This is a genomic window from Micromonospora sp. NPDC049274 (assembly GCF_040678875.1).
Lineage (GTDB): Bacteria > Actinomycetota > Actinomycetes > Mycobacteriales > Micromonosporaceae > Micromonospora.
On record NZ_JBFAQS010000001.1, the window covers coordinates 521,794 to 546,766 of the forward strand.

The following is a 24,973-nucleotide window of genomic DNA, read 5'->3' on the forward strand; positions in this document are numbered from 1 at the left end:
ACCGACCACACCGGGGCCGGGCCGATCACGGCCCGGCCCCGGGCCGTTCCCGCTGCCGCCCACACCTCGTCGGTGCCGCATGTGCTACCGGACAACAAGTGGGTAATGGTGGGTGATGAAGACAACCTGGAAGCCTCACGAGAAGCACGGTGGCCTGTCGGAGAAGGACAAGCGCGAGTTGCCGGAGAGCGTTTTCGCGTTCCCCGACGAGCGCAAGGAGCCGATGACCGACGCGAGCCACGTCCGTAACGCCATCGCCCGCTTCGACCAGGTGCAGGGCGTCACCGACAAGGACCGCGACCAGGCCTTTCAGAACATCCTCGCCGCCGCGAAGCACTACGGCGTCGACGTCGCCGAGACGAACTGGCGGCAACTCGGCAAGCTGCCGCACACGCCGAACCCCGCGCACTGAAACGGGCTCCGGGACGGGTCCGAGAGCAGGTTCGGGGACGTGTTAACGTCTCTCCCCGTTGCCGGCGAGCGCCGCTAGCTCAACTGGCAGAGCAGCGGACTCTTAATCCGCGGGTTCGGGGTTCGAGTCCCTGGCGGCGCACCAACGATCAAGGCCCTGAACTGGTGTTTCACACCGGGTCGGGCCTTTTTCGCGTACGGCGTGGTGGGCGGTCGCTCGGTGGGTGCTCGGGAGCCGTTGGGCCGGGGTGGCGTCGGTGGGACGCGGCGCCGTGGGGTGCTCCGGGACCCGGTCGGCGGCTGCCGGCGCGGGATGGTCGGGCGGCGGCCGGGAATTGCGGCTGTCGATGATTCCGGATCGGTTCCGGTTGGCGGTTCCCGAATGGGCTCGGAGCCGAGGTCCGGCGATCTCGGCGGAACGCGGTATGCCGGTTCTGCGGCTTCTGCCGCCAACTCTTCGACTGATTCGGTGAACAGTGATCATGGAAAACGTCTCACAAAACCCGTTTTGAGGGGTGCGGGAGTTCTTTTGGGGCGTCACCGCGGCGCCGGATCGCCGGGATGGCGGGACGTCGACGGGGTGGGGGATCATCGATGGGTGGCCGGTGGTCGTGAGCTGTCGCTCGGCGGATCCTGTCGTTTCTGGCATCGCACGGGTGGGCCACCACGAGCGACATCGCGGTGGTGGTGGAGGTGCCGCGGTTGACCGCCCACCGGGATCTCACCTGGTGCACAACTTGGGCCTGGTGGGCCGGGAGCGGTCGGCGGAGGAACCGTCGGTGCGGGGCAACGGTAGGCAGCACACTCTTTTGCCGCAGATCGCGTGGCTCGGTACGGCCGTCCGCGAGGCCGGCGAGATGGCGTTGTGGGTTCAGGTACGCGAGCTGGCGCCGACGGAGGGAGCGGTTGCCGATGGCGCTGATGGTGTCGGCCCTGCTTGAATGTCCCGCGGTAGACAGAGGAGCTGTAGCTGATCGGGATCGGCCCCGGCCTGCCCTACGCTGACGCCATGAGGGAACGGGGCGTGAACCAAACTCGAGCGCTGGCCCTACCCGGCGGATGCTGATGGACCGGCAGGCGGCGGTGCCGACTCGCGTGCTCCCGGACGAGGTCCGGGCTGACGTCGAGACATTGTGGCGCTACCACGACATGCGCCACGAGTTGCGCCCTTGCGACGTGGGCATCGGGTTGGGAAGCCATGACCTCGGCGTTGCGGTAATCGCAACGCGGCTGTTTCAAGCGGGCCTGTTTCCATGGATCGTTTTTACCGGTGCGAACGCCCCGACCACTGTCGAACGGTTCCCGCGTGGAGAGGCGGTCCACTACCGCGAGTACGCCGTTGAGCAGGGTGTGCCCCCGGAAGCGATTCTTGTGGAGCCGCGTGCCACGAACACCGCCGAGAACCTCGAGTTCTCCCGTGCGCTCCTGGCCGAGCGACAGATCCCGGTGAAGTCGGTGCTGATCATGTCACGGCCCTACCAGCAGCGTCGGGCCTACGCCACCTGCAGGCTGATGTGGCCGGAGGTCGATGTGGTGTGTGCGTCGAACCCACTCGAACTGGACGACTACGTGCGCAGCATCGGCGATCCCCGGCGGGTAGTGGACATGCTGGTGGGCGACACGCAGCGGATCGAGGTGTACGCGGAGCGCGGGTTCGCGATCCCGCAGGAGACGCCGGACGAGGTACGGGCGGCCTTCGAGCGCCTGGTAGCGGCTGGCTACACGAGCCGGCTGATTTGAGCCCGGCTACCAGCGCGGTCCTTCCGATCGAACGCCCATCCGGTCGCTGAGTTCGACGGCCAGTCGAGGCGGCCGAGGGCGGGTGAGGATGTCCCGGACAAGGTCGCGGGAGAGCTGGTGGTAGCGCACCTGGTCGGGGCCCATGACCTCGGCGTCCAGAAGCGCCGCGAGCGCGTCGTCGATGCGGTTCCACCGGGCAAGTGCCCGGGCGGTTTCGATAGCGTGCCGAACCTGCCGCTCGACGGGCACCGTGCTGGTGTCGAGTGGGGCGCCGATGGCGATGGCGCGCTGGACGTCGCCGAGTTCCATCGCCACTGTCGTCTTGTGGATCGACACGTTGGTCGGCCCGAAGGCGGTCCAGACGTGGTTGCCATCGGCGCCGAGCCGCCGTGCGGCGGCATCGGCCTCGGCGATGTGGGTGTCGGCGGAGGCGCGGTCGTCGTCTCGGGCGGCGGCCAGCGCGCAGACGAGGTGCAGGCTGCCGTAGACCGACAGCAGCTGCGGAGTGGGTTTGGCGAGCCGTGGTTCCAGGAATTGCGCCGCCGTGGCGGCGAGGCCACGAGCCTGCGCATATTCGCCGATGGACGCCAGCGAGTGCGCGGCGGAACGGCTGAGCGAGCCGATGACGACGTGGTCGTGGCTGGCGTTGGCGGCGGCCAGTCCACGGCTGGCGGCGGTCCACGCGAGGTCACCTTCGCCGAGCTTGGTGAGGAACAACGCGGCGAGCTGATGGGCGTAGGCGGTCAAGGCGTGCGCTCGCTGGCCATCGCCTCCGTCGTACGCCTCCGTGGCGGTGAGGCAGTCATGGATGAGGTAGGGCAGCCGACGGGCAAGGGTGCCGTATCGCGAGTGCTGGTAGGCGGTCCAGATCTCGGCGACGTCGTTCTCGATCTCGCGCAGGGCGGGGGCCGCGATGTCCCCCGTGCTGGCCAGCGTCGGGGCGAGGTGACGATAGTCGTGAAGCGCGGCCCGCAAGGCCGGGATGGTCTCGCGCCCTGAGTCGTCCGACCACTCGAACAGGCTCGGTGCACCGATCAGGTCGCCGAGGGACACGTCGAGGGCTTTGGCGATCGCGCGTATGACTGACAGCCGGTCGAGGTCGGCCCGGTTCGTCTCGACCTTGCGTAACCACTCCTGGGTCTTGCCGACCAGACCGGCCAGCACCTCCTGGGAGAGCCCTCGTCGACGCCGGTAGAAGGCGACGCGCTGGCCGATCGTCATGTCGTCCGTCATCCCTCGCACACCATCACCCTGCCCGCTGGAGGCCGCCAGACCCGGTAAGGATTTTCCCGGTCCTCCGTATGAACCGCCCCTACGTTCAGTTCACCCCAGATCACCGGCGCGTGTCGATGCCGGTGTCGGGGATGACTAACAGGGAGCTGCAGATGGAGGGATCGATGGGCGGCGCACCACACCACGGCTTGGGCCGCTGGCTCGGCCCGTCCTGGAACGAACTGTCTCGGTGTTCTCCCCGTCTGCGTACCGCCATGAGGGCTGCGTGGGTGGGTGATCGGCGGCCTACTCCCAGCCGCCGTGATGCGGCGGCGGGCTCGCCATTCCCCCGGCGAGCCCGCCGCTCATCGTTCCTGGCGGGGGTGGAGGCATGACGGTGTACGTCTCGCGTAACGCGATGGCCAGCCAGTCCCGACGCCCCGAGCCCAGGTGGACGTCCTTACAGGGGCAGGTGCGGCGCGCTGATCCTCCGCTGCTCACCTTCGTTCGGCGTCGGCTGTTCGAGCAGCAGGCCCGCGAGGGCGGTCGCCGGTGACCGGGCAACAGCGCCGTCTCGCGGCGAACCGGGGCGCGCCAGCCGAGGTGGAACATCTGCCGATGTGCCCGCTGTGGCTGTGCCGCCGGTGCGGGCAGCCATGGCCCTGCGGCGCGGCGAAGCTCGCGCTCCTCGCCGAGTACCGGGAAGAGCCGGTGAGCCTGTTCCTCTACCTGGCCGGCTGCCTGCACGACGCGATCGACGACCTGCATCGGCTCAACCCGAGCGTCACGGGCAGCGCCGCCGACATGTTCGACCGGTTCCTCGGCTGGCCCGCCCGCCACACCCGTGCCTACCGCGTCAGTACCACCACGGCCGCCAACATCGAAGAGGCCTCCTCGTGAATGGCATCGGCCTCATCAACGCGACCGGCCAGCCGGCGGTCGCCGGCAGCTTCCACACCCTGGTCGTGCAGCCGACGAGCTTCTGCAACCTCGACTGCACCTACTGCTACCTGCCCGACCGGAGATCCCTCCGCCTGATGAGCGGCGCGGTCGCGCAGGCTTGCGCCGGGTCGATCGCCCAGCAGAACAGCGAGCATCCGGTGAGCGTCGTGTGGCACGGGGGCGAACCCACCGCCACACCCACCGGGTTGTTCCGGGATCTACTAGACCCATTCGAGGAGCTCCGCCGCGCGGGGATGGTGCGTCACGAGATCCAAACGAACGCGACGTTGATCAACCGACAATGGTGCGAGCTCTTCACCACCTACGGCTTCGAGATCGGGGTCAGCATCGACGGACCGGGCGCGCTGAACCGGAACCGCCTCGACCGGGCCGGCACGTCAACAGACGCCCGCACTCTGCGCGGCATACAGACCCTGGCCGACGCAGGGCTGAGGTACTCGGTGATCTGTGTAGTCACCCCGGAAACCATCGATCACGCGGAAGCCCTCATCGATTTCTTCACCGGCCTGCCCGGCTGCGAGTCGGTGGGCTTCAACATCGAAGAGCAGGAGGGCGCCGACCGGGCACCGGTGTCGGAGGACGCCGCGTACCGGTTCTGGCAGCGCCTTGTCGAACGTCGCGCCGGCGGCAGCCCTCTGCGGATCCGCGACGTGGACCGGCTGGCCGACTTTCTCGCCGCCACCCGCGCCGGCCGCGTCGACCACGAGCCGTACGAGCCGATCCCGACCGTCTCTTGGGATGGGCAGGTGGTGCTGCTGTCACCGGAACTGCTCGGCATCACCGAGCCGCGATACGGCGACTTCATCGCCGGCAACGTCCTTCATCAGCCCATCACCGCCATGCTCGCCGGCGCCGGCGACCTGGGCTACGTCGCCGAGTTCGTCACGGCCCTCAACGACTGCGCCGACCACTGCGCCTTCTACGACTTCTGCCGCGGCGCCCAGGCCGGCAACCGCTACTTCGAGCACGCGACGTTCACCGCCCGAGAGACGACCTACTGCCGGACCACTCGACAGGCCCTCGTTCGTGCCGCCGCGGACCACCTCACCCCTCAAGGAGGAGCACCATGACCAATGCTCTCGCGACTCTCGTCAACGCCGCACCCGAGCAACTCGCTCGCCTCGGCGTCGACCCGCAGCGGTCGGTAGCGTCGATCGACGCGGCGAAGTTCGACAACCGCCCCGCCTGGGCTAACAAGGGTAAGTTCGACAGCCGACCCGGCTGGGACAACTGGAACAAGAAAAAGTAGCCCCACCACGGGACCCGCGGGGTGGCGTGCCTACCCCGCGCGCACACAGGTTGAGGACACATGCGCACCACCACGATCGGCGACGTGAAGGTCCTGCTGCCGGACCTCGAACCGGACGACCTCGACACCACGACGGACCTGGCCGGCACCCTCACCGAGGCCCTCGTCGAGGGCGCCGCCTGGCGCAGTGCCCACCTTGAGGACGCCCGTATCCGCAGCAGTCTGATCACCGGCGTGGACCTGAGCGAGAGCACCTGGGAAGCCGGCCGCCTCTACGGCTGCGAGATCACCCGCACCGACTTCTCCGGCGCGACCCTGACCAGCATCACCATCGAGCGCTGCGCCATTACCGGCTCCCGATTCACCGGCACCAGACTCACCGACGTACGCCTCAAGGACGTCCTGTTCGACGGCTGTCGCTTCGACTACGCCACCTTCCAACGCGTCACCGCCGCCGGCTCGGTCGCGTTTACCGACTGCACTTTCGCCAACGGCGCGTGGTCTTCCTGCCGACTACCGCGCATCGCGCTGCGGTCATGTGACCTCGCCGGACTGGAATTGGACTCTTGCCACCTCGACGGCACCGACCTGCGGGGCAACCGGCTCCAGGGCCTCAAGACGCCGCTGGACAACCTGCGCGGCGTCACCCTCGGCGAGGACCAACTTCCTGACCTCACCCAGTTGGCCGTCGCCGCCCTCGAACTCACCGTGCGCAACGACTGAAGCCGAGGAGGCGTCGTGCTCGCTGAACCCACTGGCAGCCCGGACACGATCCTCGTCTGCGTCCGGGGCAACTCCGGCTCCGGCAAGAGCAGCATCGCCCGCGAGCTACGACGCCGGAACGGCCGGGGCTGCGCCCTGGTTGAGCAGGACTACCTGCGCCGCATCCTGCTGCGCGAACGGGACAAGCCCGGCGGCATCGCGCCTGCGCTGATCGCGCAGACCGTTCGGTTCGCGCTTGACCACGGCTATCACGTGGTGCTGGAGGGCATCATGCACAGCAGCCGCTACCGAAGCGTGCTGGCCGCCCTGCGGGACGGCCACCGCGGGCGGTCCCTGTTCTGCTACCTCGACGTGTCCCTGGCCGAGACCCTGCGCCGGCACCTCACCCGCCCGCAGGTCAGTGAGTTCACCGCCGAGCACATGAGCGGCTGGTACGCCGCCCACGACGTCCTGGGCTGGCCCGACGAACTCGTCCTACCCGAGACCACTGGACTGAACGAGGCCGTCAACGCCATCGCCACTGTGGCCGGGCTACCCCAGACCGGACGCGACGACGACCTGCTACCGGACGTTCCGTCCCCGTAGAGCAGCCAAGCGGCCTACTGATATCGCCCCATCAGGCCACAGCGAGCCGACGCTCTCGTACCCGTGCCACCAGGTGATCGATCAACTCGGGGCTGAGGCCGTCGCGGCCAGCCGGAGCGAACGCCACCGTCGATGCTGCCACCCCTGTGGCAGCATCGACATTGCTGAGCAAGACTGGACCGTTCTACAGGGAGTGCGTATGGCGCTGGGTCCCGTACTGGTGATCGGTCTTGATCCGGCACGGATCCCGGGGTGGGACCCGGAGCCTGTGGTGGCGGCGATAGCGCGCGGTCAGGCCCGTTTCGCGGAGCACGACGTCGAGGCCGACCTGTGCCTGGTCGCGCCCGACGACGACGCCGAAGCCGCTGTTGTCGAGGCCCTGACCCGCAGGGACTACGCCTGCGTGGTGGTCGGTGGAGGCATCCGCAAGCACGAGCCGCTGCTCCCGCTCTTCGAGAAGGTGGTCAATCTCGTCCGGCAGCACGCTCCCGGTGCGGCGATCGCCTTCAACAGCAGCCCGGACGACACCGCCGACGCCGCGCTGCGGTGGCTGCCCCGCGACACGGGCGGACACCGCACCCCTTGACGGCAGCCGGTCAGCTCCTGGCGGCGTGCGCGGAGTTCCATGCCACCGACCGGTTGATCCGGTCGGGGTAGCGGCAGATCATCACGGCGCGTCGACCAGCACCGCGTCCGAAGATCAGCGTCGAGCCGGGCGAGCTGCGCGGCCGGCGAGCCACGGTTGCGACCGGTGCCCGACAGTGCGCGGAAAACACGCGCGGACCGGCCCTACAGTCAGCCTCCATGAGGCTGATGGCGCGACTCGCGGCCGGGACTGCCGTACTGCTTGCCGCGCTGGTGGTCGGGCAGGGCACGGCGGCCGCGGACGATGGCCTGGGGTTGGGGCTGCGCGCGGAGCGACAGTCCTATCGGGTCGGTGAGCCGGTCCGGCTGGATCTCACCGTCACCAACTCGACAGGCGCGGCCTGCGCGCTGGCGACCGAGGCCACCGGGACCGTCCAGGTGACCGGAGTACGCCGGGACGGGCGCGACGTGGCGGCGGTGCTCGGTCGCAGCTTCTACGCCGACGGGGTGGCTGCGGTCGCCACCGCCGGCCTCACCACTGTCGAGCCCGGCGCGAGCGTGACCGTGCCGTTGACGGCTGTCCGGGTGCACGACGGCGACGACGCCGGTGACGTGGTGCTGCGTTCGGTGGCCGCGACGCCGGACGGCGGTGGGCTGGACACGCTCTGGCCGATCGGGGCGGCCGGCCGGTACGAGGTGACCGCCGGTTATGTGACGTTGCCGGTGAGCGGTGCCGCCAACTCGTGCGTGGGGGTCACCGCGCTGCGGACCGCCACCTTCGTCGTCGGTGACGGCGGTTCGGGCGTACCCCGGTGGACCTGGCTGCTCGGCGGCACCGCGGTCGTGGTGCTGCTGCTCGTCGTCGCGACAGTGGTCCTGCGGGTCCGCCGCCGGTCCCCGGCGGGTGCCGCCGCCCTGCTGCTGGCCGTCGTCGGCGGGATCGTGGTCACGGCGGCGCCCCCCGCGCGAGCGGCGTACACGGTCGACCCGAACTCGGGCGCGCCGGTCGCCGGCGTCGACTTCCAGGCGGCGGTCGACGGCTGCCTGCAGGGGTTCGCGGCGGCCGGCGGTGATCCGGCCGGGATTCTGGCCCGGCTCAAGGATTCGAAGTCGCCGAAGGTGCGGATCATCCCCACCCGGGGTGGCTCGGGTGCCTTCGAGACCCCGGACAGCGCGGACGGCAAGGGTTCCTCCACTGTCACCTGGAACCCGACCTCCACCGACCCGTACGGCGACGGGGTGGTCCGCGACCCGTGCGCCGCGCTGTACCACGAGCTGAACCACGCCGACGACATCTCCCGCAGCGCCGTGCCGCCGGGCGAGTGCGGCGCCACCGGGATCAAGACCGCCGAGGTGAAGGCGACGCTCGCGGAGAACCGCTACCGCGCGGCGAAGGGACTGCCGCCACGCACCGAGTACGACGGCAAGCCGTTGCCGAAGAACCTCGACGAGTGCAAAAAGCCGGCGAAGAAGAAGCCACCGGCGAAGGGGCCCACGAAGCTCTGCGAGGAGGGTGCCGCCTGCGCGAGCACCAACGGCGATCCACACCTGGTCACCTTCGACCGGGCCTACTACGACTTCCAGGCGGTCGGCGAGTTCGTGCTGGTCACCGCGACCGGCGGCGATCCGCTGGAGGTGCAGGTCCGGCAGGCCCCGATGGCCGGCACCCGGACCGCCTCGGTCAACAGCGCGGTCGCCTTCCGGGTCGGCGAGCGCCGGGTCAGCCTCACCCTCGCCGAGGGCGGCACGCGGGTGTACGTCGACGGCGCGCGGGTCGCCGTACCGTCGGAGCCCACCGACCTCGGCGGTGGCGGCAGCCTGATCCGCCGGCCCTCCGACACCGGTCCGGCGGATGGTTACGACCTCCGCTGGCCGGACGGCTCGGCGGCGGCCGTGGACCAGATCGGCCACTACGGCTACCGGCTGCTGGTGAAGCTGGACAAGAGCAGGGCCGGAAAGGTGCGCGGCCTGCTCGGCGACTTCGACGGCGACCCGGGCGACGACATCGCCCCCGCCTCCGGGCCGGCGCTTGCGCAACCGGTGCCCTTCGAGAAGCTCTACCCGGCGTACGCGGACGGTTGGCGGGTCGCGCAGGAGCGCTCGCTGCTGCCCTACGAGGACGACCAGGACACCGGGACCTTCACCGACCGCTCCTTTCCCGAGCGGCCGATGACGACTGCCGACCTCGATCCGGGTCGCCGGGCGGCGGCGGAGGAACTGTGCCGCTGGGCCGGCGTCACCGCGCCGGCCGCACTCGCCGACTGCGTCTTCGACGTCGGAGTCAGCGGCCGACCCGAGTTCGCCGTCGGCGGCGCGGCCACCGAGCGGATCGCACCACCGCCGGCCGTGCCTATCGCCGCCACGCCTGTCGCCACCGCCGCCCTCACCCCCGGTGGCGACCGGCTCACCTTCCCGGCCCGCGCCGGGGACGCCGTCTTCGTCGACGTCGTCGCCAGTGGAATCGCGAATCGCTGCTCCGCGTACCGGCTTCTCGACCCGGAGGGCCGGGAGGTGGGCAGTGGCTGCAACATCAACGGCTCCGGCTTCATCGACCGCGTCGACCTGACCGCTGCCGGCAGTTACGCGGTCGAGGTCACCGCCGCGACGGGCGACACCGGCCGGGCCACCGTACGGATCTACGCCGCCTCGGACACGGTGGGCACTGTCGAGTCGAACGGGCCGGCGGTCTCCGCGACGATCGGGCAGCCGGGCGCGCAGGCCCGGTACCGGTTCACCGGCCGGGCCGGCGAGCGGGTCTTCGTGGAGGTGCCGACGAGCACCCTGAGCGACCAGTGCTCGCCGCTGCGGATCGAGGACGCCGACGAGCACCTGCTGAGCACCGGCTGTGTCGTCAACGGCGTCGGCGAGGTCGACGGCACGCTGCTGCCCGCCGACGGCGCGTACACCGTGGTGGTCGACCCGGTGGACCGCACCACCGGTGAGGTCGCGCTGCGGCTCTTCGCCGGTCGGGACGGCAGCGGCACGATCACCCTGGACGGGCCGGCGGTGGTGGCTGTCGTGGACCGGCCGGGTGGGCTGATCGGTTACCGGTTCACCGGCTCGGCGGGAACCTCCGTGGCCCTGACGGCGAGCGCCGCCACCCTGCCCGACCAGTGCGGTGTACTGGAGCTGCGCGGCCCCGACGGCATCCTGCTGGCCAGCGGCTGCGTCATCAACGGCGCCGGCACTGTCGACGCGACAAGGCTGCCGGCCACCGGCACGTACACGGTGGTGGTGAACCCGTCGGGCACCGCGACCGGGAGGGTCAGCGTCACCCTGCACCGGTGACCCGGGCCGGGGCCGCCTGCGTGTCCGTCGTGGCGGACGATTGCCGGGATGGGTCAGGGCTGACGGTCCGCGTCGAACCGGTCGGCGAGCTCCGCCAGTACAGCGGCGCGACGGTACTCGCGCTCGCCGGCTGGCGTGCCGGGTTGGGCCGACGAGTCGCGACCGGCGGGGGTGGCCTGGCCGGCCATTGTCCGCAGTCGTTGTGAGAGTCGGCCGAGCGCATCGGGCCGTACGGCGTTGGACAGCAGGCGTACGACCTCGACGTTCTCGTTGTCGACCGCCCGAATGACCGCGCACTCGTTGACCGACGCGCCTCGGTCGATGAGGTTCCGGGCGAGTTCGAGATCGACGGCGTGTGCCCCGACCTGCAGGGCGTTGTCCACCGGAACGTCGTGTTGGAGAAGCCACCGGGTGGCGTCGGATGACTGGAGCATCAGGGCCAGGTCGAGCGGGGTGAGCCCGTTGCTGATCTCCTCGGCGGGATCACATCCCAGCGACACGAGCCGCGCGAGCAGCGCGACGTCGTCGTCGGTCACCGCCCGGTCCATCGCGAGGCGTCGGAGCCGACGCTGCCGGGGGAGCGTGCCCTCGTCCAGGGCGCTGCGCCAGTCGAGCACGGTCTGCCGGACAAGCCTGCGCACCTTCGCGGCGGCGGTTCGCAGGTGTGCGTCTGCGCTGTTCGTCAGCTCGTCGACGGCGTCGCGCATCTCCGCGCCGGTCCCCTCTGGCACGTTCCATGGGTCCCGCTCGAGCATCAGCTGGCCGAACAACGTGTGCAGGTCGTCGGCGAGCCACCCACTGCGGTCGCCCGTCCGCAACTCCCACCCGGCCGGCAGTCCATGCCGCCAGCACACGACGGCACCATGATCTTGGCCGGCGACGGTGTTCACGTATACGCGGTCCAGATACTCGAAGCCACCGATTGGCAGATGGCCGAGCCGGCCCGACCACTGTGGCTCGTGCTCGTCCGCCAGATCGATCTCGTGGCCGATCCATCCCCACAGGTCCTGGTAGTCGTCACTGTCGGGGTAGAACAGCTCCGTGAACGACAGCGGTACGTCCTGGCCGTCGAGGTCGGCGCGAAGGTCGTAGTCGAGTCGCCCACCGAACGCAGTGCGCCACAATGCGACGAGCGGGTCCGGCAGCGGTCCGGCGCAGCGTTCCGCGACCGCGGCGAGGGTCGCGTCGTCGACGGGTGGTTGCGCGTTGAGGATCACCCGTCCGGCGAACAGCGCAATTCCGGCCTCGCGGAGATCCCGCAGCTCCCGGTCGGAGAGCGGGTCGACGGGTAGATCGATCACCGGCTCAGTCTACGGCGCTCCCTCGGAGGGTGGAACCGGCTCGCGCGGCCGGGGGAGGGCATGGCTCGCGCGAGCCGGCAACGTGGATCCCGACAGCGACGACAGTCGCTACGAGGGAGGACCGATGAGGAACACGTTCCGGGGGCTGGGCATGGCGGCGATCATGGTCGGCGTGACACTGGTCGCCGTGCCGGGCGCCAACGCCACACCACACCGGCCGAGGGTCGCCAGCGTCGCCGGGTCGGGCGACGTCAGGTTGACGTATTCGCCGGACAACGACGTACGCAGCTTCACCTTCGACGCGCGAGCGACCCCGTACACCCGGGCACTGCCGGGCGCGCCGCACGGCCTGCCCACCGACGCGACCGGCACGGTCCGCGTCGCCCACCGGGTCGCCGCGAACGGTCTCACCGTCCGCTTCGCGGCCCGCGTCGACTGCCTGGTCACGGCGGAGCGGACCGCGAGCCTCACCGCCGTGGTCACCGAGGCCGACACGCCGGCGGCAGACCTGGTCGGTAGGCGTCTGGGCTTCAGCGTGTACGACGGGCCGGGCGGCGATCGGGTCGGTTTCTCCTGGTCGGTGGTCAACGCCGACCAGGGGCCGGACGGCCAGTGGCGCGAGGGGACGGTCGGCACCTGCCTGGCGCCGGCGGCGTTCGCCCCGGCGACCAGGGGCGACTGGACCGTCCGACACGCCGAACTGCTGCCGCCGCCGACGGACAAGTGAGCCACCGGCGGCGGTGACCCCCGGCGGATAGGCGCGCGTGCCGTGGGTAAGCGGCACGCGTGCCCGCCGACCAGGAGCCGGAGACCGACGGCGACCCGGCATCGCGCGGTTGGCCCGGGGTTCGCCGGACGGTCGCTGGTTCGCGGGAGCGAGCACGCGAGGGGCTGCGCTCCCGCGCCTGGCGGCTACGCCTGTACGGCCTGCTCGCGGTGCAGGCCGGCATCGCGGCCGCGATCGCCTGGTTCGTGACGTACCACTTCCTGCACAACCCGTCCCCGGTCCTCGCGCCCACCACCGCGGTCGGCATCGTGGCCGCCTCGATGGGGTCACGCCTGCGGCGTACCGTCGAGCTGCTGGTCGGGGTGATTCTTGGGCTGGCCGTCGGCGACGCGCTCATGCCGTTCTTCGGCATCGGAGCCTGGCAGACCGGCGTGGTAGTCGTGCTGGCGATCGTCCTCGCCGTCCTGTTCAAGGGCGGTGGTTCGCTGCTCACCCAGGCCGGTGGCACGGCGGTGCTCATCGCCACCCTGGAGCCACCCGTACGCGAGCTGTCCGTCCCCCGCTTCCTCGACGCGGCGGTCGGCGGACTGGTCGGGCTGGCTGTCGGCCTGCTCCTGGTGCCCATCCACCCGCAACGGACGCTGCTGCGGCTGGCAGAGCCCGTCGTCGGACCAGCAGCCGCAACCATCCACGAGCTGGCCGCGACGCTGCGGATCCGCGATCTCGCCGGCGCCGAACGGAGCCTACGTGAGCTGCGGGAACTCGGCCCCCGGCTGGCCGCCCTGAAAGACGGGCTCAGCGCCGCCCAGGAGGTGGGGCGGCTGGCGCCCCTGCGCTGGCGGGAGCGCGACTCCCTGGCCTTCCACACCGCGTCGATCCAGCATCTGGACCGTAGCCTGCACGGCTGCCGCTCCCTGTCCCGACGACTCACGACGGCGCTCAAGGACGAGGAACCCATCCCCGAGGAGTTTCCCGCGGCCATCGACCTGCTGGCCTGCGGTCTGCTGACCCTGCACCGGACGATCCGGACCGGAGCCGAGCCCGGTGAGGCCCGCGAGCAGATCCTGGCGGGCGTCGAGATGATCGGACGGGCGCGCGGGGAGCCCGCGCGGGACCTGACTCGCCCGCACACCCACCGTCTGGGTTACTCCGGGTTGATCGCCGTGGGCGAGTTTCGCGCGGCCGCCCATGACCTGCTCATCGCCAGCGGACTGGACGCCCAGAGGGCGGCCGTGCTGGTGCGGAGGGCCGTGGACGGGCACCGGCGGAGCTGAGGAGGCGGACCAAGGCGGCCAGGTCAGGTCGCCGGCCGTGCGGAGAGCACGTCGAGGTAGTGCGGGTTGTTCATGACACCCAGCACGTTGCCGAAGGGGTCGACCACCGCCGCCGTGATGAACCCCTCGTCCCCGTGCGGCGTGATCGGCTGGTACTCCGTGGCGCCCAGGGCCAGGAGCCGGGCCACGGTGGCGTCGAGGTCGTCGACGTGCCAGTGCATGACGGCGCCGCCCGGCCCGGTCGCCGCGCCGGGTGGCGCGTACCGGCGGTCGATGATGCCCAGCTCCGCCTGGTAGTCGCCCACCCGGAACTCCGTGTAGGCCGGACGTCCGTCGGGGCCGGGCCGCGAGAAGTACGCGTCCTGGCCCAGGAACTGGGCGTACCACTCGGTGGCCGCCGCCACGTCGTCCGCCCAGATGTTCAGCGTGGCGAATCCGCGCAGGCTCATCAGGTGTCCTCTCGTCGTTGACCTCCGGTGTCACGCTATCGGTGGGCACCGACACGTTCGTCCCACACGCAGATGACGGGCCGTGTAGCGCGCGGTTTCCCGGGTAGTCGCCGCCGTCAGCCCGACGAGCGGCGGGAGCCAGCGTGGAGACGTACCCCGCAGTGGAGGAGCACGGCCTGATCGGCGATCTGCAGACCGCCGCGCTGATCAGCAAGGACGGCACGATCGACTGGTTCTGTGCGCCCCGCTTCGACTCGCCGAGCGTCTTCGGCGCCCTGCTGGACCGGCGCAGGGGCGGGCACTTCCAGCTCTCGCCGGACGGCATCGACTACACGAGCAAACAGCTCTACCTGCCCGGCACGCCGATCCTGATCACCCGCTTCCACAGCGCCGACGGCGTGGGGGAGCTGGTGGACTTCATGCCCGTCACGGGCGAGCGGGCCACCGACCAGCACCGGTTGATCCGGCTGGTCCGGATGGTTCGGGGGAGCATGCGGTTCCGCTTCGACTGCCGGCCACGGTTCAACTACGGGCGGGATCCGTACGAGCTCGAGGTCCACCCGGAGGGCGACGTCTTCCGCAGCTCGACCCTCTCCCTCACTCTGACCCCCTTCAAGAACGCCGAGCGGTTGGTCGACACCGGGACCATCCACCGGGACGCGGAGGGCGTCTGCGTCCGCTACGAGCTGCACGCCGGCGACATCGGCGGCGTCGTTCTGGAGACGGCCTGCCCGCACGCTCCCCGGGCGCTCAGCATCGAGCAGGCCTGTGGACTGCTCGCCGAGACCCGCGACCACTGGCGTCGGTGGATCGGCCGCTCCACCTACACCGGCCGCTGGCGGGAGATGGTCGAACGGTCGGCGATGACGCTCAAGCTCATGACGTACGCCCCGACGGGGGCTCTGGTCGCCGCGCCGACGGCCGGGTTGCCCGAGCAGATCGGCGGGCCGCGGAACTGGGACTACCGCTACACGTGGATCCGGGACGCCTCGTTCTCGGTGCACGCGCTTCTCCGCCTCGGCTTCACCGACGAGGCGGAGAAGTACCTTCTCTGGCTCGACGCGCGCATCCGTGACGCCCGCGACGGCGACGTTCCCCTCCAGGTGATGTACCGGATCGACGGCTCACCGGACCTCCCCGAGGAGGTGTTGGGCAACCTGGAGGGGTACCGCGGGTCGGCGCCGGTGCGGATCGGCAACGGCGCGTCGGGTCAACTGCAGCTCGACATCTACGGCGAGGCGCTCCTGGCTCTGGATCTCGCCAGCCGAAACGGGCTCTTCGTCTCGTACGAGGCGTGGCGGAAGACGGCGGGGCTGATGGACTGGCTCTGCGACCACTGGGACCAGCCCGAGGACGGCATCTGGGAAACCCGGTCCGGCAGGCAGGACTTCACCTACGGGCGGGTGATGGCCTGGGTGGCGTTGGACCGTGCCATCCGTCTCGCGAAGCGCCATGGACGCCCCGGCGACACGGCCCGCTGGACCATCGAGCGCAACGCCGTCTACGAGCAGGTCATGGCGCGTGGATTCCATCCCGGACGTGGCGCGTTCGTGCAGCACTACGGCACCGACATCCTGGACGCCTCACTTCTCGTGATGCCCGGGCTGGGCTTCATCTCGCCGACCGATCCGATGTGGACGTCGACGTTGCGGGCCATGGACACCGAGCTGGTATCGGACAGTCTCGTCTACCGCTACGACCCGAAGGCCTCGCCGGACGGGCTCGCCGGCTCCGAGGGCACCTTCAGCATGTGTACGTTCTGGTACGTCCAGGCCCTCGCCCAGTCCGGCCGGCTCGACGACGCCCGGCTGACGTTCGAGAAGATGTTCACGTACAGCACGCCGCTGGGGCTGTACTCGGAGGAGATCTCTCCCAACGGTGAGCAGATCGGCAACTTCCCGCAGGCGTTCAGCCACCTCTCGCTGATCAGTACGGCCCATCACCTCAACGACCTCCTCGACCGCGAGCGGTGACCGAGGGCGTACCTGCTCAGAACAGGGTGAGGGGTTCGACAGGTATCGGTTCGGGCAGGGCGGCGAGGCCGGGGACGCGTGCGCGTACCTCGTCATGGAAGCGGCGGGCGAGCCTCGGCGCGTCGGCGTTGTCAGGCGTGTGGACGAACACGGTGGGGGAGCGTCCCTCGCGTAACCAGTCGGCGGCGACCTCGACCCAGCGCTGCCAGCCCTCGACCGTCCGGGCGCTGTCGTCGCGGCCCAGGTAGCGGACGATCGGACGGTCGGTCAGCGCGACCGACCGCAGTGGCATCCGTGGTTTCTTGGTCCAGGCGTCGCGCTCCGCGTCGCTGGTGGGCGGGCTGGCGAAGAACGCCGTGGTGTCGAAGGGAATCCATTCGGCCGCGGCCGCCGTGAGGGTCTCCTCGAGCAGCCGGACCGCGCGAGGCTCGGTGAAGAACGCGGGATGGCGGACCTCCACGGCGTACCGGTGGGAGCGCGGGAGTCGGCCGAGGAACCGGCCGAGGGCGGGCACGTCGGACGGCGAGAACGACCCCGGGAGCTGGATCCACAGAGCGTGGGCGCGTGGGCCGAGGGGCTCGATCGCGTCGAGGAAGGCGCGCAGCGGGTCGTCGACGTCGGTGAGCCGGCGTTCGTGCGTGACGACCTTGGGGAGTTTGACGACGAAGCGGAAGCCCGGGTCGGTCTGCGCCGCCCAGGACGCGACGGTGTCCCGGGCGGGCGTCGCGTAGAACGTCGTGTTCCCCTCGACGGCATCGCACCAGCTCGCGTAGTGGTGTAGGCGTTCCTGGGGCGTACGCGGCTGTGGCCAGGACCTGTGGGTCCACATCGCGCACCCCACGTGCAGACGCATGACCGCCCCTCCTCCGCCGACGACGGCGCCCACGGTATACGCGCGGGCGGACGGGACCAGAGTCCCCGCCCGCGGGTGATCGTCAACCCAGGGTTGACGGGAGGGGTTCGTCAACTTATGGTTGACGCATGACCGAGCCTTTCCAGATGAAGAATCACGTCAAGCTCGACGACCTGATCCAGGCGATCAAGAAGGCGCACACCGATGCGCTCGACCAGCTCACCGACGCGGTGATCGCCGCCGACCACCTCGGTGAGGTCGCCGACCACCTGATCGGGCACTTCGTCGATCAGGCCCGGCGCTCGGGCGCCTCGTGGACCGACATCGGTCGCAGCATGGGGGTCAGCAAGCAGGCGGCGCAGAAGCGCTTCGTGGCGAAGGGCTCCACGGAGGCCGCGGCGCTCGACCCCAACGCCGGCTTCGCCCGGTTCACCCCCCGGGCCCGCAACGTGGTGATGGCCTCGCAGGAGGAGGCCCGCGCCGCCCGCAACGCCGAGATTGGCCCCGAACACCTCGTGCTGGGGCTGCTCGCCGAGCCGGACGGGCTGGCCGCCAAGGTGATGGCCGGCCGGGGAGCAACAGCCGAGGCGGTCCGCGAGGCCGTCGGCGCCGTCCTTCCGCCCGGAGTCGACGAGGTTCCGGACCTCATCCCCTACAACGCCCGTGGCAAGAAGGCGTTGGAGCTGACCTTCCGGGAGGCGCTGCGTCTCGGGCACAACTACGTCGGCACCGAGCATCTCCTGCTCGCCCTGTTGGAGTTGGAGGACGGCGCGGGTGTGCTCACCGATCTCGGCCTGACCAAGGAAGCGGTCGAGGCCGACCTGGCCGTCGCCCTCGCCGCCATCGTCAAGGCGTCCGCCCCCGAGGGCGACGCTCGATAGCGCCGGTACGACGGCCGTCGGCTCGTTTCAGGAGACGTCGGGGAAGCCGTAGCGCAAGGCGTGCTCCGGATCGGCCGGGTCGATCTGGCGTACGCCCGCGTCGGCGAGGCGCTTGTTGACCTCGTCGAGCTGCTCGCGGACGAGTCGGGCCTCCTCCTCGGTGACCCGGCCCCGGTGCGGCTTCCCGGCGTGCTCCAGCGTGCCGTAGTCGATCTTCTCGGCGCTCTTGCGGGCCTTCGGCGGGCGGACCCGCTCGGCGGTCCTCAGCAGTTGCGCCATCGGAACGTCGGTGGCCATCGCGTCGAACTCGCTGGCGGTGAGGACCACCCGTCGGGGCTCGCCGCCGCCGTGCCGGTCGTGGATCTCCACCACCGCCACGTCCAGCGCGGCGTCGTCGATGCTCTCCACCTCACCCGGGGTGGCGTCGAGCTGCACGGGCCCGGCGACCAGGTCCGGGTGCTCCAGGACGACGACACGAACCACCTCGTCATCCTGCTGCAGAACGGTGCCGGTGAAGTCGGAGACGTGGATCGTCTTCTTGCCCATGCGCGGAGCTTCTCCTGTCGTAGGCCGGATGCCGGACCACAAGAAATTACCCGACAGGTGTGCGAAAGCCGCCGCTGGTCCTCCTGCGGTGTGTCGTCCCCGACCACCGTCAGCGCGTGTTGAGGCCGTGCCGGCTGGAGCTTCCGGCCGGCAGCTTGTTCAGCTTCGCCCAGGACAGCTCGCCCGTCGTGCGGGTCACCCGGTAGCGCGGCTGGGCCGGAAGGGGTCCGGTGGCCTCCGCTGCACGCCAGAGGCGCGTGGGGTTCTGGTGGAAGGGGGCGTTCGGCTGAATGGGCATGACCAATACCGTCCCAGAGAAAGGTGTCCAGATATGGAAATACCTATGACGATCGATATCGCCACCCGGTTCCCGGATCTTGGGCAGCATGTCAGCGCTTTGGCGGGGCGTTCCTGACCCCGTACCACCCGGCCTCGGTGGGAAGGCCCGCCCGCGCGGGCCGCCCGGCGTACGGTGATCCACGACGTGTGGGTGACGGAGGTACGCATGCTCGACCGGCGGCTGCAGCTGCACCTGGCCTCCTGGCTCGGCCAGTGGCCGGCCGGCCCGGGGCTGCACGTGGTCGCCTCCCAGCGCCGGGCCAGGCCAGCCTGGGACGGCCGGTTGCGTCCGGCCCTCGCCGTCGACACCGGTCGGAGCGCGGTGCTCTCCGTCGCGCCGGACCGGGTGGCGGCGATCCGAGCGCTGGTCGGGCGAGCGCCGGACCGGCTGCTCGCGGCACTGCCACAGGCCGTCGGCCTACCTACCTTCTCCGTGCACGACGGCCCGTTCCGCTGGAGCAGTTCTCCCGCACCACTGCCCGACGTGGGGGAGTGGACCGAGTCGACAGCCCCCGGCCTGCCGCCCTGGCTGCGGCTGTTCGACCGACCGGTGCTCGTGGTCCGGGATGCGGACGGCACCTATCTGGCCGGAGCCGGAATCAAACGCCACGACGCGTACGGCCACGAACTGGCCGTTGGCACCGCCCCGGCGGCCCGGGGTCGGGGCCTCGCGCGTCGGCTGGTGGCACAGGCGGCACGGCGGGTCCTGGACGAGGGGGCGGTGCCGACGTACCTGCACGAGAAGGACAACCACGCCTCGGCCCGGGTCGCGGAGGCGGCGGGTTTCCCGGATCGGGGTTGGCGGGCGTACGGGGTCTATCCGCGGTGAGACGGGCAGCCGTCGGGCGCCGATCTCAGTGCGCGGACCGTGGATCCCGGGCCGGATCCACGGTCCGCAACCTGCCCCCAGGTCCCGGTTCTCGGGCGATCGGCCGCGTCGCTGATGGGCCGGTTCGATGGCGATCACGCTACGTATCGAATCTGCTCGGTGCAAGGTGCGAGCTGTCGGGTCGGAGTGTCGAATAACGGACTTGACCTGCGACGAAGCGGAGCGGCGACGGTGCTGCGGTTAGTGACGCAGCGTACGGATGAGGTCGAACACCTGTCGGGTCACCGGGCGGAGCACCCGCAGCCGCGACAACGCGACCAGCCGGTCGATCAACGGCACCACACCGTCGATCAACTGTCGGGTCTTGACCTGACCAGCCGACCGGTCGTGCACCCAGTAGAGGACGACGCCCATGTACGCGAGCCAGAGCAGCTCGGGCAGCTGAGGTCGCAGCTCGGCGTCGACCTTGGCGGTCGAGCCGGTCAGCACCTCGGCGAAAAGGTCGATCGCCGCCTGCCGGGGGGCGGACGACTCGGCGGAGAAGGGGCTGAGCGGGGAGGTCGGCTCGGCCGCGGTCTTGAAGAAGGTCGCCGCGAAGTCGTGCGACGGGGTCAGCACGTCGATGCCGGCGTGCAGCACACCGGCCAGCCGCGCGCCGAACGCCTCCTCCCGGTCGAGCACCGGTTGGGCCGCTGCTCGGATCTCGACCTGGGACTGGGCGTAGAACTCCTGGATGAGGTGGTCCTTCGAGCCGAAGTAGTAGTAGGCGTTGCCCACCGCCACGCCTGCTTCCTGCGCGATCGCCCGCATCGTGGTCTGGGCGTAGCCGCGCTCGCGGAACAGCCGCAGCGCGGTGTTCCGGATCAGCTGCCGGGTCTGCTCGCCACGGGCGGTCGCGGGCTCACCCGCAGTGGTCGTCGGCGCAGGTTGTTCGGTCATCGAGGTCACGGTATCCCGCCGCTTCGTCGATCGGCTCGGCCCACGGATCGCGAACCCGTTCCCGGATCGCCGAGGCGGCCGCCACCACCTGCCGGGCCAGCGGCAGCAGATGCGGTCGGGACAACCGCTCGGCCGCCGACCGGTGGTCCGCCAACGCCCAGAGGCAGGCGAACCACGCGCCGTCGCCCGCGTACACCTCGCCGGTGTCGGCCACGACGGTCAGGTCACGCAGCGTCGCGTCGTGGTCCAGGCCGGGGAAGCGCCACCGGGCCTCGGTCGAACCCGCCGGCACGAACTCCAGGGGTACGAGTTGGGCGCGGGACGAGAGCCACCGGCGGGCGGCCCGGCAGAGCGGGCAGTTCGCGTCGAACAGGACGGTGAACCCCCGGACCCCACCGCCCCCGAACGCGGTGGGGTCCGAGGGCTCGGTGGGCCCGCCAGTCGGTGCGCCGGTCATCGGGTCGCGGGGTTGGGTCCCGGCCCGTCGACGCCGGGCTGTGCCGCGCGGGGCTGTGCGGTGCCCGGCTGTGGCCCCACCGACTGGGGCCCGGTCGGGTAAGGCCCGGCCGGCTGTGCTCCGACCGGGTAGGGCCCGCTCGGGTATCCACCGTGCGGCGTGGCTTGCATGGGGAGTCGGCCGATCGGAGCGATCGGGGGGTGGGGAGCGAGCTGGCGAAGTCGGTTTCGGCGGTAGCGGCCCAGTGCGAAGACGTTGAAGAAGTGCAGCGCGCCGAGTACGAGGAGCACGAGGCCGATCTTGAGGGACAGCTCCTCCATGGCCTGGCTGGTGGAGCGCACCGGGTCGGGATGCTTCATGGCCACCGTGACGTAACCGAGGTTGAGCAGGTAGAAGCCGACCACCAGGAGGCTGTTGACCGCTCGGGCGAGTCGTTCGTCGGCGAACACCTCTTCCAGGAAGACCTGCCCGTTGCGGGACAGGGCCCGAGCCACCCAGATGGTCAGGCCGACGCTGACCGCGAGGTAGATCACGTACATCCAGACCTTGATGTCCATGTGGACGCCTTTCTTGAACGTGTTCAACTACCGACAACGTCAGCCTAGAGCGCTTGTTGAACATGTTCAATAAGGAATGACGAGTGACTGTGGACACCGGTGCGGCGCCGAGCGCGCCATCCGGTCGACCCCTGGAGTCGGACCGGACGGCGCCGGGGCTCAGTGGGCCAGGCCGAGTGCCTCGGCCGCCGCGCGGCCGTTGGCGTGACTCGCGCCGTAGGTGGTGACGAAGGCGCGTACGCCAGCCGGGCGCCACTGTGCCGGCCAGCCCATCTCCACCACCGTCACCGGGTGCTGGGCCGCCAGGTCGGCGATCAGTTCCGGGCCGCCGGGCAGCCGGTGCAGATGCCGCCCGACCAGCACGATCTGCCGGTCGCCGGCCAACTCGCGGAGCGTGGCCGGATCGGTCTCGGTGGCGATCACCCGGATCTCCCGCACGCCGTCGAGGTGCGGGCCGAGGCCCCACGGCACCCGTCCCTCGGCGATTGTCGACTCGGTGTGCAACTGCACCACGAGCGGCTGGCCCAGGCCGGTGAGCGGGCCGTCCACCCGGACCGCGCGGCGCGCTGCGGCGTACCCCAGCTCGGGGTCCTCGGTGGTGGGTGGCCCACCCGCGGCCCGGGTCCAGGCGGCGAGCGCGGCGGCGCGGCCGGCCGCCTCCTCGACCCGCACGATCGGCAACCGGCCGTCGGTCATCGCCCCGACGATCTCGGCGGCCACCCGCTCGACAAGCGTCGCGTCGACAGTCGCGCCGATGCAGAGCAGGTCCGCGCCGGCCGAGAGGGCCCGGACCGCGGCTGGCCCGACACCACCGGCGGCCACCGCGGCACCCTTCATCTCCAGCGCGTCGGTGATCACCGTGCCGGTAAAGCCGTACTCGGTGCGCAGCAGGTCGACCAGGACGGCCCGGCTGAAGGTGGCCGGATCGTCGCCGGTCAGCGCCGGCACCCGGATGTGCGCGGTCATCACGGCCTGCGCCCCGGCGGCGACGATCGCGGCGAACGGCGGCAGGTCCCGCCGACGTAGCAGCTCCAGCGGGACGTCCACAGTGGGCAGTTCGTGGTGGGAGTCGGTGACTGTGGCGCCGTGGCCGGGGAAGTGCTTGGCGCAGGCCGCGACGCCGGCCGCCTGGAGGCCGCTCACGGCGGCGGCCGAGTGGGCGGCGACCCGCATCGGGTCGGCGCCGAACGAGCGGGTGCCGATCACGGGGTTGTCGTCGGCGGTGTTCACGTCGACGGTGGGAGCAAGGTTGACGGTGATGCCGAGCGCGGCCAGCTCGGCGCCGATCGACCGGTAGACCCGGCGGGTGAGCGCCACGTCGTCGACCGCGCCGAGGGCCGCGTTACCGGGGTACGGGCTGCCGGTGGCGTGCGCCAACCGGGTCACGTCGCCGCCCTCCTCGTCGATGGCGATCAGCACGTCCGCCCGGCCGGCACGCAGCGCGGCAGTGCTCGCCGCCACCTGGGCGGGGTCGTGCACGTTCGTGCCGAACAGCGTGTGCCCGGCCAGCCCGTCGGCCACCAGGTCGACCGCCCAGTCCGGTGGGACCGGTCCCGGGTACGCGGCGAGCAACGTGCCCAGCGCGAGCCGGCGCAGTCCTGGATCGAGCCCCACGTGATCTCCCCTTCGGTCCTCCCGGGCACGCACGTCGTACCCGCGGTGGTCATCGCCCTGCCGGGTCGGCCGAGCACTCTGCCTCCGGGCGGCCGTTACGCTACGGCTACCCGTTCGCAGGTAGGTTTACAGTTAGCAAAGTTTACTAAAACTAGAGGACGTGGCATGAGTGCGACCCGGCTGCCCGGCACCCCCCGCCTGTTGCGGGCGCTCAACGACCGTGCGGCACTGGAACTGCTCCTCGAGCGCGGGCCGCTCACCCGCGCCCGGCTCGGTGAACTGACCGGGCTGTCCAAGGTCACCGCCTCGCAACTGGTCGAGCGGCTGGAGGAGCGCGGCCTGGTCAGCCGGGTCGGCGAGCAGGCCGGCGGGCGGGGGCCGAACGCCCAGCTCTACGCGGTGCGCCCGAGCAGCGCCCACGTCGTCGGAGTCGACGTCGGACCGGACCGGGTGGTGGCCGCCTGCGCCGACATCACCGGCGCCGTCATCGGTCGCGTGGAGCAGTCGACGCGGGACACCGACGACCCGGTGGGCGTGGTGCACAACGCCGTGGTCCAGGCCGCCAGCAGCGCCCAGGCGCAGCTCAGCAGCGTCCGACGGATCGTGCTCGGCACGCCGGGTCTGGTCGATCCGCACACCGGCGACATCACCTTCGCCTTCAACCTGCCGCGCTGGCACAGCGGTCTGCTCGCCGCGCTGCGCGACGATCTGCACACGCCTGTGGTCTTCGAGAACGACGTCAACCTGGCCGCGGTGGCCGAGGCGCAGTCCGGCGCCGCGCAGGGAGTGGCCGACTTCGTCCTGGTCTGGGTGGGCGCCGGCGTCGGCCTGGCGATCATGCTGGGTGGCCGCCTGCACCACGGCAGCAGCGGCGCGGCGGGCGAGATCGGCTACCTGCCGGTTCCCGGAGCGCCCATCCCGCGCGACGTCTCGCGTCGTGCCAAGCCGGCCTTCCAGCAGGTGATCGGCGGCGACTCGGTACGCGCGGTGGCCCGCGAGCACGGCTATCCGGACACCGACGCCGCCGAGGCCGTCCGCGCGGCCGTCGCCGATGGCGCTGCCGGCGGCGCGATGCTCGACGAGTTGGCTCGTCGGCTCGCGCTCGGCGTGGCCAGCACCTGCGTGGTGCTCGACCCGCCGTTGGTCGTGCTGGCCGGCGAGGTGGGCCAGGCCGGCGGGGCGGCGCTCGCCGACCGGGTGCAGCGGGAGGTCGCGGCGATCACCCTGGTCCGGCCAAGGGTGGTGCCCACCGGCCTCACCGAGGAGCCGATCCTGCGCGGCGCGCTGCGCACCGCGCTGGACGCCGTCCGCGACGAGGTGTTCGGCTCCACCGTCGGCTGAGCCCGCTGGGGCGGTCATGTGAAGGAATATTTCACCGTAGGCCATCAGGCTGCAAGCTCTTGCCGGCGCTCGCCGGGCCGCCGCGCTGAGCGGTCGGCACGCGCCGAGGCCGTCGCGCGACGAGCGGCCGGGCCGCC

The 24,973-nt window shown here is 71.0% G+C and carries 26 protein-coding genes and 1 tRNA gene; 17 read left to right on the forward strand and 10 right to left on the reverse strand.

Annotated elements, in window-relative coordinates; all coding sequences use genetic code 11:
* Positions 1-115: 115 nt before the first annotated feature.
* The 3 genes from AB0K10_RS02350 (at position 116) to AB0K10_RS02360 (ending at position 2,151) form a co-directional block, all read left to right on the forward strand.
* A complete protein-coding gene (locus tag AB0K10_RS02350) occupies positions 116-412 on the forward strand; it encodes a DUF6582 domain-containing protein (RefSeq protein ID WP_363679126.1) in 297 nt (98 codons plus the stop codon).
* 68 nt (positions 413-480) lie between these two features.
* A tRNA-Lys gene (locus AB0K10_RS02355) sits at positions 481-556 on the forward strand.
* 914 nt (positions 557-1,470) lie between these two features.
* Entirely contained in the window at positions 1,471-2,151 is a 681-nt protein-coding gene (locus tag AB0K10_RS02360; RefSeq protein ID WP_363679128.1) for a YdcF family protein, read from the forward strand.
* A 6-nt stretch (positions 2,152-2,157) separates the two neighbouring features.
* On the opposite strand, the gene AB0K10_RS02365 is transcribed toward AB0K10_RS02360, so the two are convergent.
* The gene (locus tag AB0K10_RS02365) at positions 2,158-3,384 is read right to left on the reverse strand and encodes a helix-turn-helix transcriptional regulator (protein WP_363679130.1); all 1,227 of its coding nucleotides are present in this window, start codon (positions 3,382-3,384) and stop codon (positions 2,158-2,160) included.
* Between the two features lie 370 nt (positions 3,385-3,754).
* Here AB0K10_RS02365 and amcA (AB0K10_RS02370) point away from each other — a divergent pair, with 370 nt between their 5' ends.
* The 8 genes from amcA (AB0K10_RS02370) to AB0K10_RS02405 all read left to right on the forward strand — a co-directional run bounded on the left by amcA (AB0K10_RS02370) (position 3,755) and on the right by AB0K10_RS02405 (position 10,756).
* A complete protein-coding gene (gene amcA, locus AB0K10_RS02370) occupies positions 3,755-3,919 on the forward strand; it encodes a multiple cyclophane-containing RiPP AmcA (RefSeq protein ID WP_363679132.1) in 165 nt (54 codons plus the stop codon).
* Positions 3,916-4,263, forward strand: a complete 348-nt coding sequence (locus tag AB0K10_RS02375; RefSeq protein ID WP_363679134.1) for a hypothetical protein — start codon at positions 3,916-3,918, stop codon at positions 4,261-4,263. The genes amcA (AB0K10_RS02370) and AB0K10_RS02375 overlap by 4 nt, the downstream gene beginning before the upstream one ends.
* Complete coding sequence (amcB, locus tag AB0K10_RS02380) at positions 4,260-5,396, forward strand: cyclophane-forming radical SAM peptide maturase AmcB (RefSeq protein WP_363679136.1); 1,137 nt, start codon at positions 4,260-4,262, stop codon at positions 5,394-5,396. Before AB0K10_RS02375 ends, amcB begins: the two co-directional genes overlap by 4 nt.
* Positions 5,393-5,575, forward strand: coding sequence for a multiple cyclophane-containing RiPP AmcA (amcA, locus tag AB0K10_RS02385; protein WP_363679138.1), 183 nt, complete (start codon positions 5,393-5,395; stop codon positions 5,573-5,575). The genes amcB and amcA (AB0K10_RS02385) overlap by 4 nt, the downstream gene beginning before the upstream one ends.
* Positions 5,576-5,635: 60 nt before the next feature.
* Positions 5,636-6,298 (forward strand): pentapeptide repeat-containing protein, encoded by a 663-nt coding sequence (locus tag AB0K10_RS02390; protein ID WP_363679140.1) that lies wholly within the window; start codon positions 5,636-5,638, stop codon positions 6,296-6,298.
* Positions 6,299-6,313: 15 nt separating this feature from the next.
* Positions 6,314-6,883 carry a kinase gene (locus tag AB0K10_RS02395; protein ID WP_363679142.1) on the forward strand — a complete coding sequence of 190 codons (570 nt, stop codon included), beginning with the start codon at positions 6,314-6,316 and terminating at the stop codon, positions 6,881-6,883.
* A gap of 199 nt (positions 6,884-7,082) precedes the next feature.
* On the forward strand, positions 7,083-7,469 hold the full coding sequence (locus tag AB0K10_RS02400) for a hypothetical protein (RefSeq protein WP_363679144.1): 387 nt from the start codon (positions 7,083-7,085) through the stop codon (positions 7,467-7,469).
* 218 nt (positions 7,470-7,687) lie between these two features.
* A complete protein-coding gene (locus AB0K10_RS02405) occupies positions 7,688-10,756 on the forward strand; it encodes a VWD domain-containing protein (RefSeq protein ID WP_363679146.1) in 3,069 nt (1,022 codons plus the stop codon).
* A gap of 53 nt (positions 10,757-10,809) precedes the next feature.
* Here the strand turns inward: AB0K10_RS02405 and AB0K10_RS02410 are convergent, their stop codons facing one another.
* Positions 10,810-12,057, reverse strand: a complete 1,248-nt coding sequence (locus AB0K10_RS02410; RefSeq protein WP_363679148.1) for a hypothetical protein — start codon at positions 12,055-12,057, stop codon at positions 10,810-10,812.
* A gap of 124 nt (positions 12,058-12,181) precedes the next feature.
* On the opposite strand from AB0K10_RS02410, the gene AB0K10_RS02415 reads away from it, so the two are divergent.
* Together AB0K10_RS02415 and AB0K10_RS02420 are read left to right on the forward strand one after the other, a co-directional pair.
* Positions 12,182-12,784: a hypothetical protein gene (locus AB0K10_RS02415; RefSeq protein WP_363679150.1), complete on the forward strand. Its 603-nt coding sequence runs from the start codon at positions 12,182-12,184 to the stop codon at positions 12,782-12,784.
* Positions 12,785-12,843: 59 nt separating this feature from the next.
* Positions 12,844-14,058 carry an FUSC family protein gene (locus AB0K10_RS02420; RefSeq protein WP_363679151.1) on the forward strand — a complete coding sequence of 405 codons (1,215 nt, stop codon included), beginning with the start codon at positions 12,844-12,846 and terminating at the stop codon, positions 14,056-14,058.
* Positions 14,059-14,081: 23 nt separating this feature from the next.
* Here the strand turns inward: AB0K10_RS02420 and AB0K10_RS02425 are convergent, their stop codons facing one another.
* Positions 14,082-14,507, reverse strand: coding sequence for a VOC family protein (locus AB0K10_RS02425; protein ID WP_363679153.1), 426 nt, complete (start codon positions 14,505-14,507; stop codon positions 14,082-14,084).
* 143 nt (positions 14,508-14,650) lie between these two features.
* Between AB0K10_RS02425 and AB0K10_RS02430 the strand changes: the two genes are divergently transcribed.
* Positions 14,651-16,480 carry a glycoside hydrolase family 15 protein gene (locus AB0K10_RS02430; RefSeq protein WP_363679155.1) on the forward strand — a complete coding sequence of 610 codons (1,830 nt, stop codon included), beginning with the start codon at positions 14,651-14,653 and terminating at the stop codon, positions 16,478-16,480.
* Positions 16,481-16,496: 16 nt separating this feature from the next.
* On the opposite strand, the gene AB0K10_RS02435 is transcribed toward AB0K10_RS02430, so the two are convergent.
* Complete coding sequence (locus tag AB0K10_RS02435; RefSeq protein WP_363679568.1) at positions 16,497-17,309, reverse strand: DUF72 domain-containing protein; 813 nt, start codon at positions 17,307-17,309, stop codon at positions 16,497-16,499.
* A gap of 152 nt (positions 17,310-17,461) precedes the next feature.
* Here AB0K10_RS02435 and AB0K10_RS02440 point away from each other — a divergent pair, with 152 nt between their 5' ends.
* Entirely contained in the window at positions 17,462-18,214 is a 753-nt protein-coding gene (locus tag AB0K10_RS02440) for a Clp protease N-terminal domain-containing protein (protein WP_363679158.1), read from the forward strand.
* Positions 18,215-18,241: 27 nt separating this feature from the next.
* Here AB0K10_RS02440 and AB0K10_RS02445 read toward each other — a convergent pair whose 3' ends face one another.
* Both AB0K10_RS02445 and AB0K10_RS02450 read right to left on the reverse strand, forming a co-directional pair.
* Positions 18,242-18,760: a hypothetical protein gene (locus tag AB0K10_RS02445; protein ID WP_363679160.1), complete on the reverse strand. Its 519-nt coding sequence runs from the start codon at positions 18,758-18,760 to the stop codon at positions 18,242-18,244.
* Between the two features lie 109 nt (positions 18,761-18,869).
* Positions 18,870-19,148 (reverse strand): hypothetical protein, encoded by a 279-nt coding sequence (locus AB0K10_RS02450; RefSeq protein WP_363679162.1) that lies wholly within the window; start codon positions 19,146-19,148, stop codon positions 18,870-18,872.
* A gap of 117 nt (positions 19,149-19,265) precedes the next feature.
* Here AB0K10_RS02450 and AB0K10_RS02455 point away from each other — a divergent pair, with 117 nt between their 5' ends.
* Positions 19,266-19,928 carry a GNAT family N-acetyltransferase gene (locus AB0K10_RS02455; protein ID WP_363679570.1) on the forward strand — a complete coding sequence of 221 codons (663 nt, stop codon included), beginning with the start codon at positions 19,266-19,268 and terminating at the stop codon, positions 19,926-19,928.
* Positions 19,929-20,168: 240 nt separating this feature from the next.
* Here AB0K10_RS02455 and AB0K10_RS02460 read toward each other — a convergent pair whose 3' ends face one another.
* The 4 genes from AB0K10_RS02460 to AB0K10_RS02475 form a co-directional block, all read right to left on the reverse strand.
* Positions 20,169-20,867, reverse strand: coding sequence for a TetR family transcriptional regulator (locus AB0K10_RS02460; RefSeq protein ID WP_363679164.1), 699 nt, complete (start codon positions 20,865-20,867; stop codon positions 20,169-20,171).
* Positions 20,830-21,324, reverse strand: a complete 495-nt coding sequence (locus tag AB0K10_RS02465; RefSeq protein ID WP_363679166.1) for a DCC1-like thiol-disulfide oxidoreductase family protein — start codon at positions 21,322-21,324, stop codon at positions 20,830-20,832. The genes AB0K10_RS02460 and AB0K10_RS02465 overlap by 38 nt, the downstream gene beginning before the upstream one ends.
* On the reverse strand, positions 21,321-21,881 hold the full coding sequence (locus tag AB0K10_RS02470; protein WP_363679168.1) for a hypothetical protein: 561 nt from the start codon (positions 21,879-21,881) through the stop codon (positions 21,321-21,323). Before AB0K10_RS02470 ends, AB0K10_RS02465 begins: the two co-directional genes overlap by 4 nt.
* A gap of 159 nt (positions 21,882-22,040) precedes the next feature.
* Positions 22,041-23,495, reverse strand: a complete 1,455-nt coding sequence (locus AB0K10_RS02475) for a glycoside hydrolase family 3 N-terminal domain-containing protein (protein ID WP_363679170.1) — start codon at positions 23,493-23,495, stop codon at positions 22,041-22,043.
* A 165-nt stretch (positions 23,496-23,660) separates the two neighbouring features.
* Between AB0K10_RS02475 and AB0K10_RS02480 the strand changes: the two genes are divergently transcribed.
* A complete protein-coding gene (locus AB0K10_RS02480; protein ID WP_363679172.1) occupies positions 23,661-24,836 on the forward strand; it encodes an ROK family transcriptional regulator in 1,176 nt (391 codons plus the stop codon).
* The last annotated feature ends 137 nt before the right edge of the window (positions 24,837-24,973 follow it).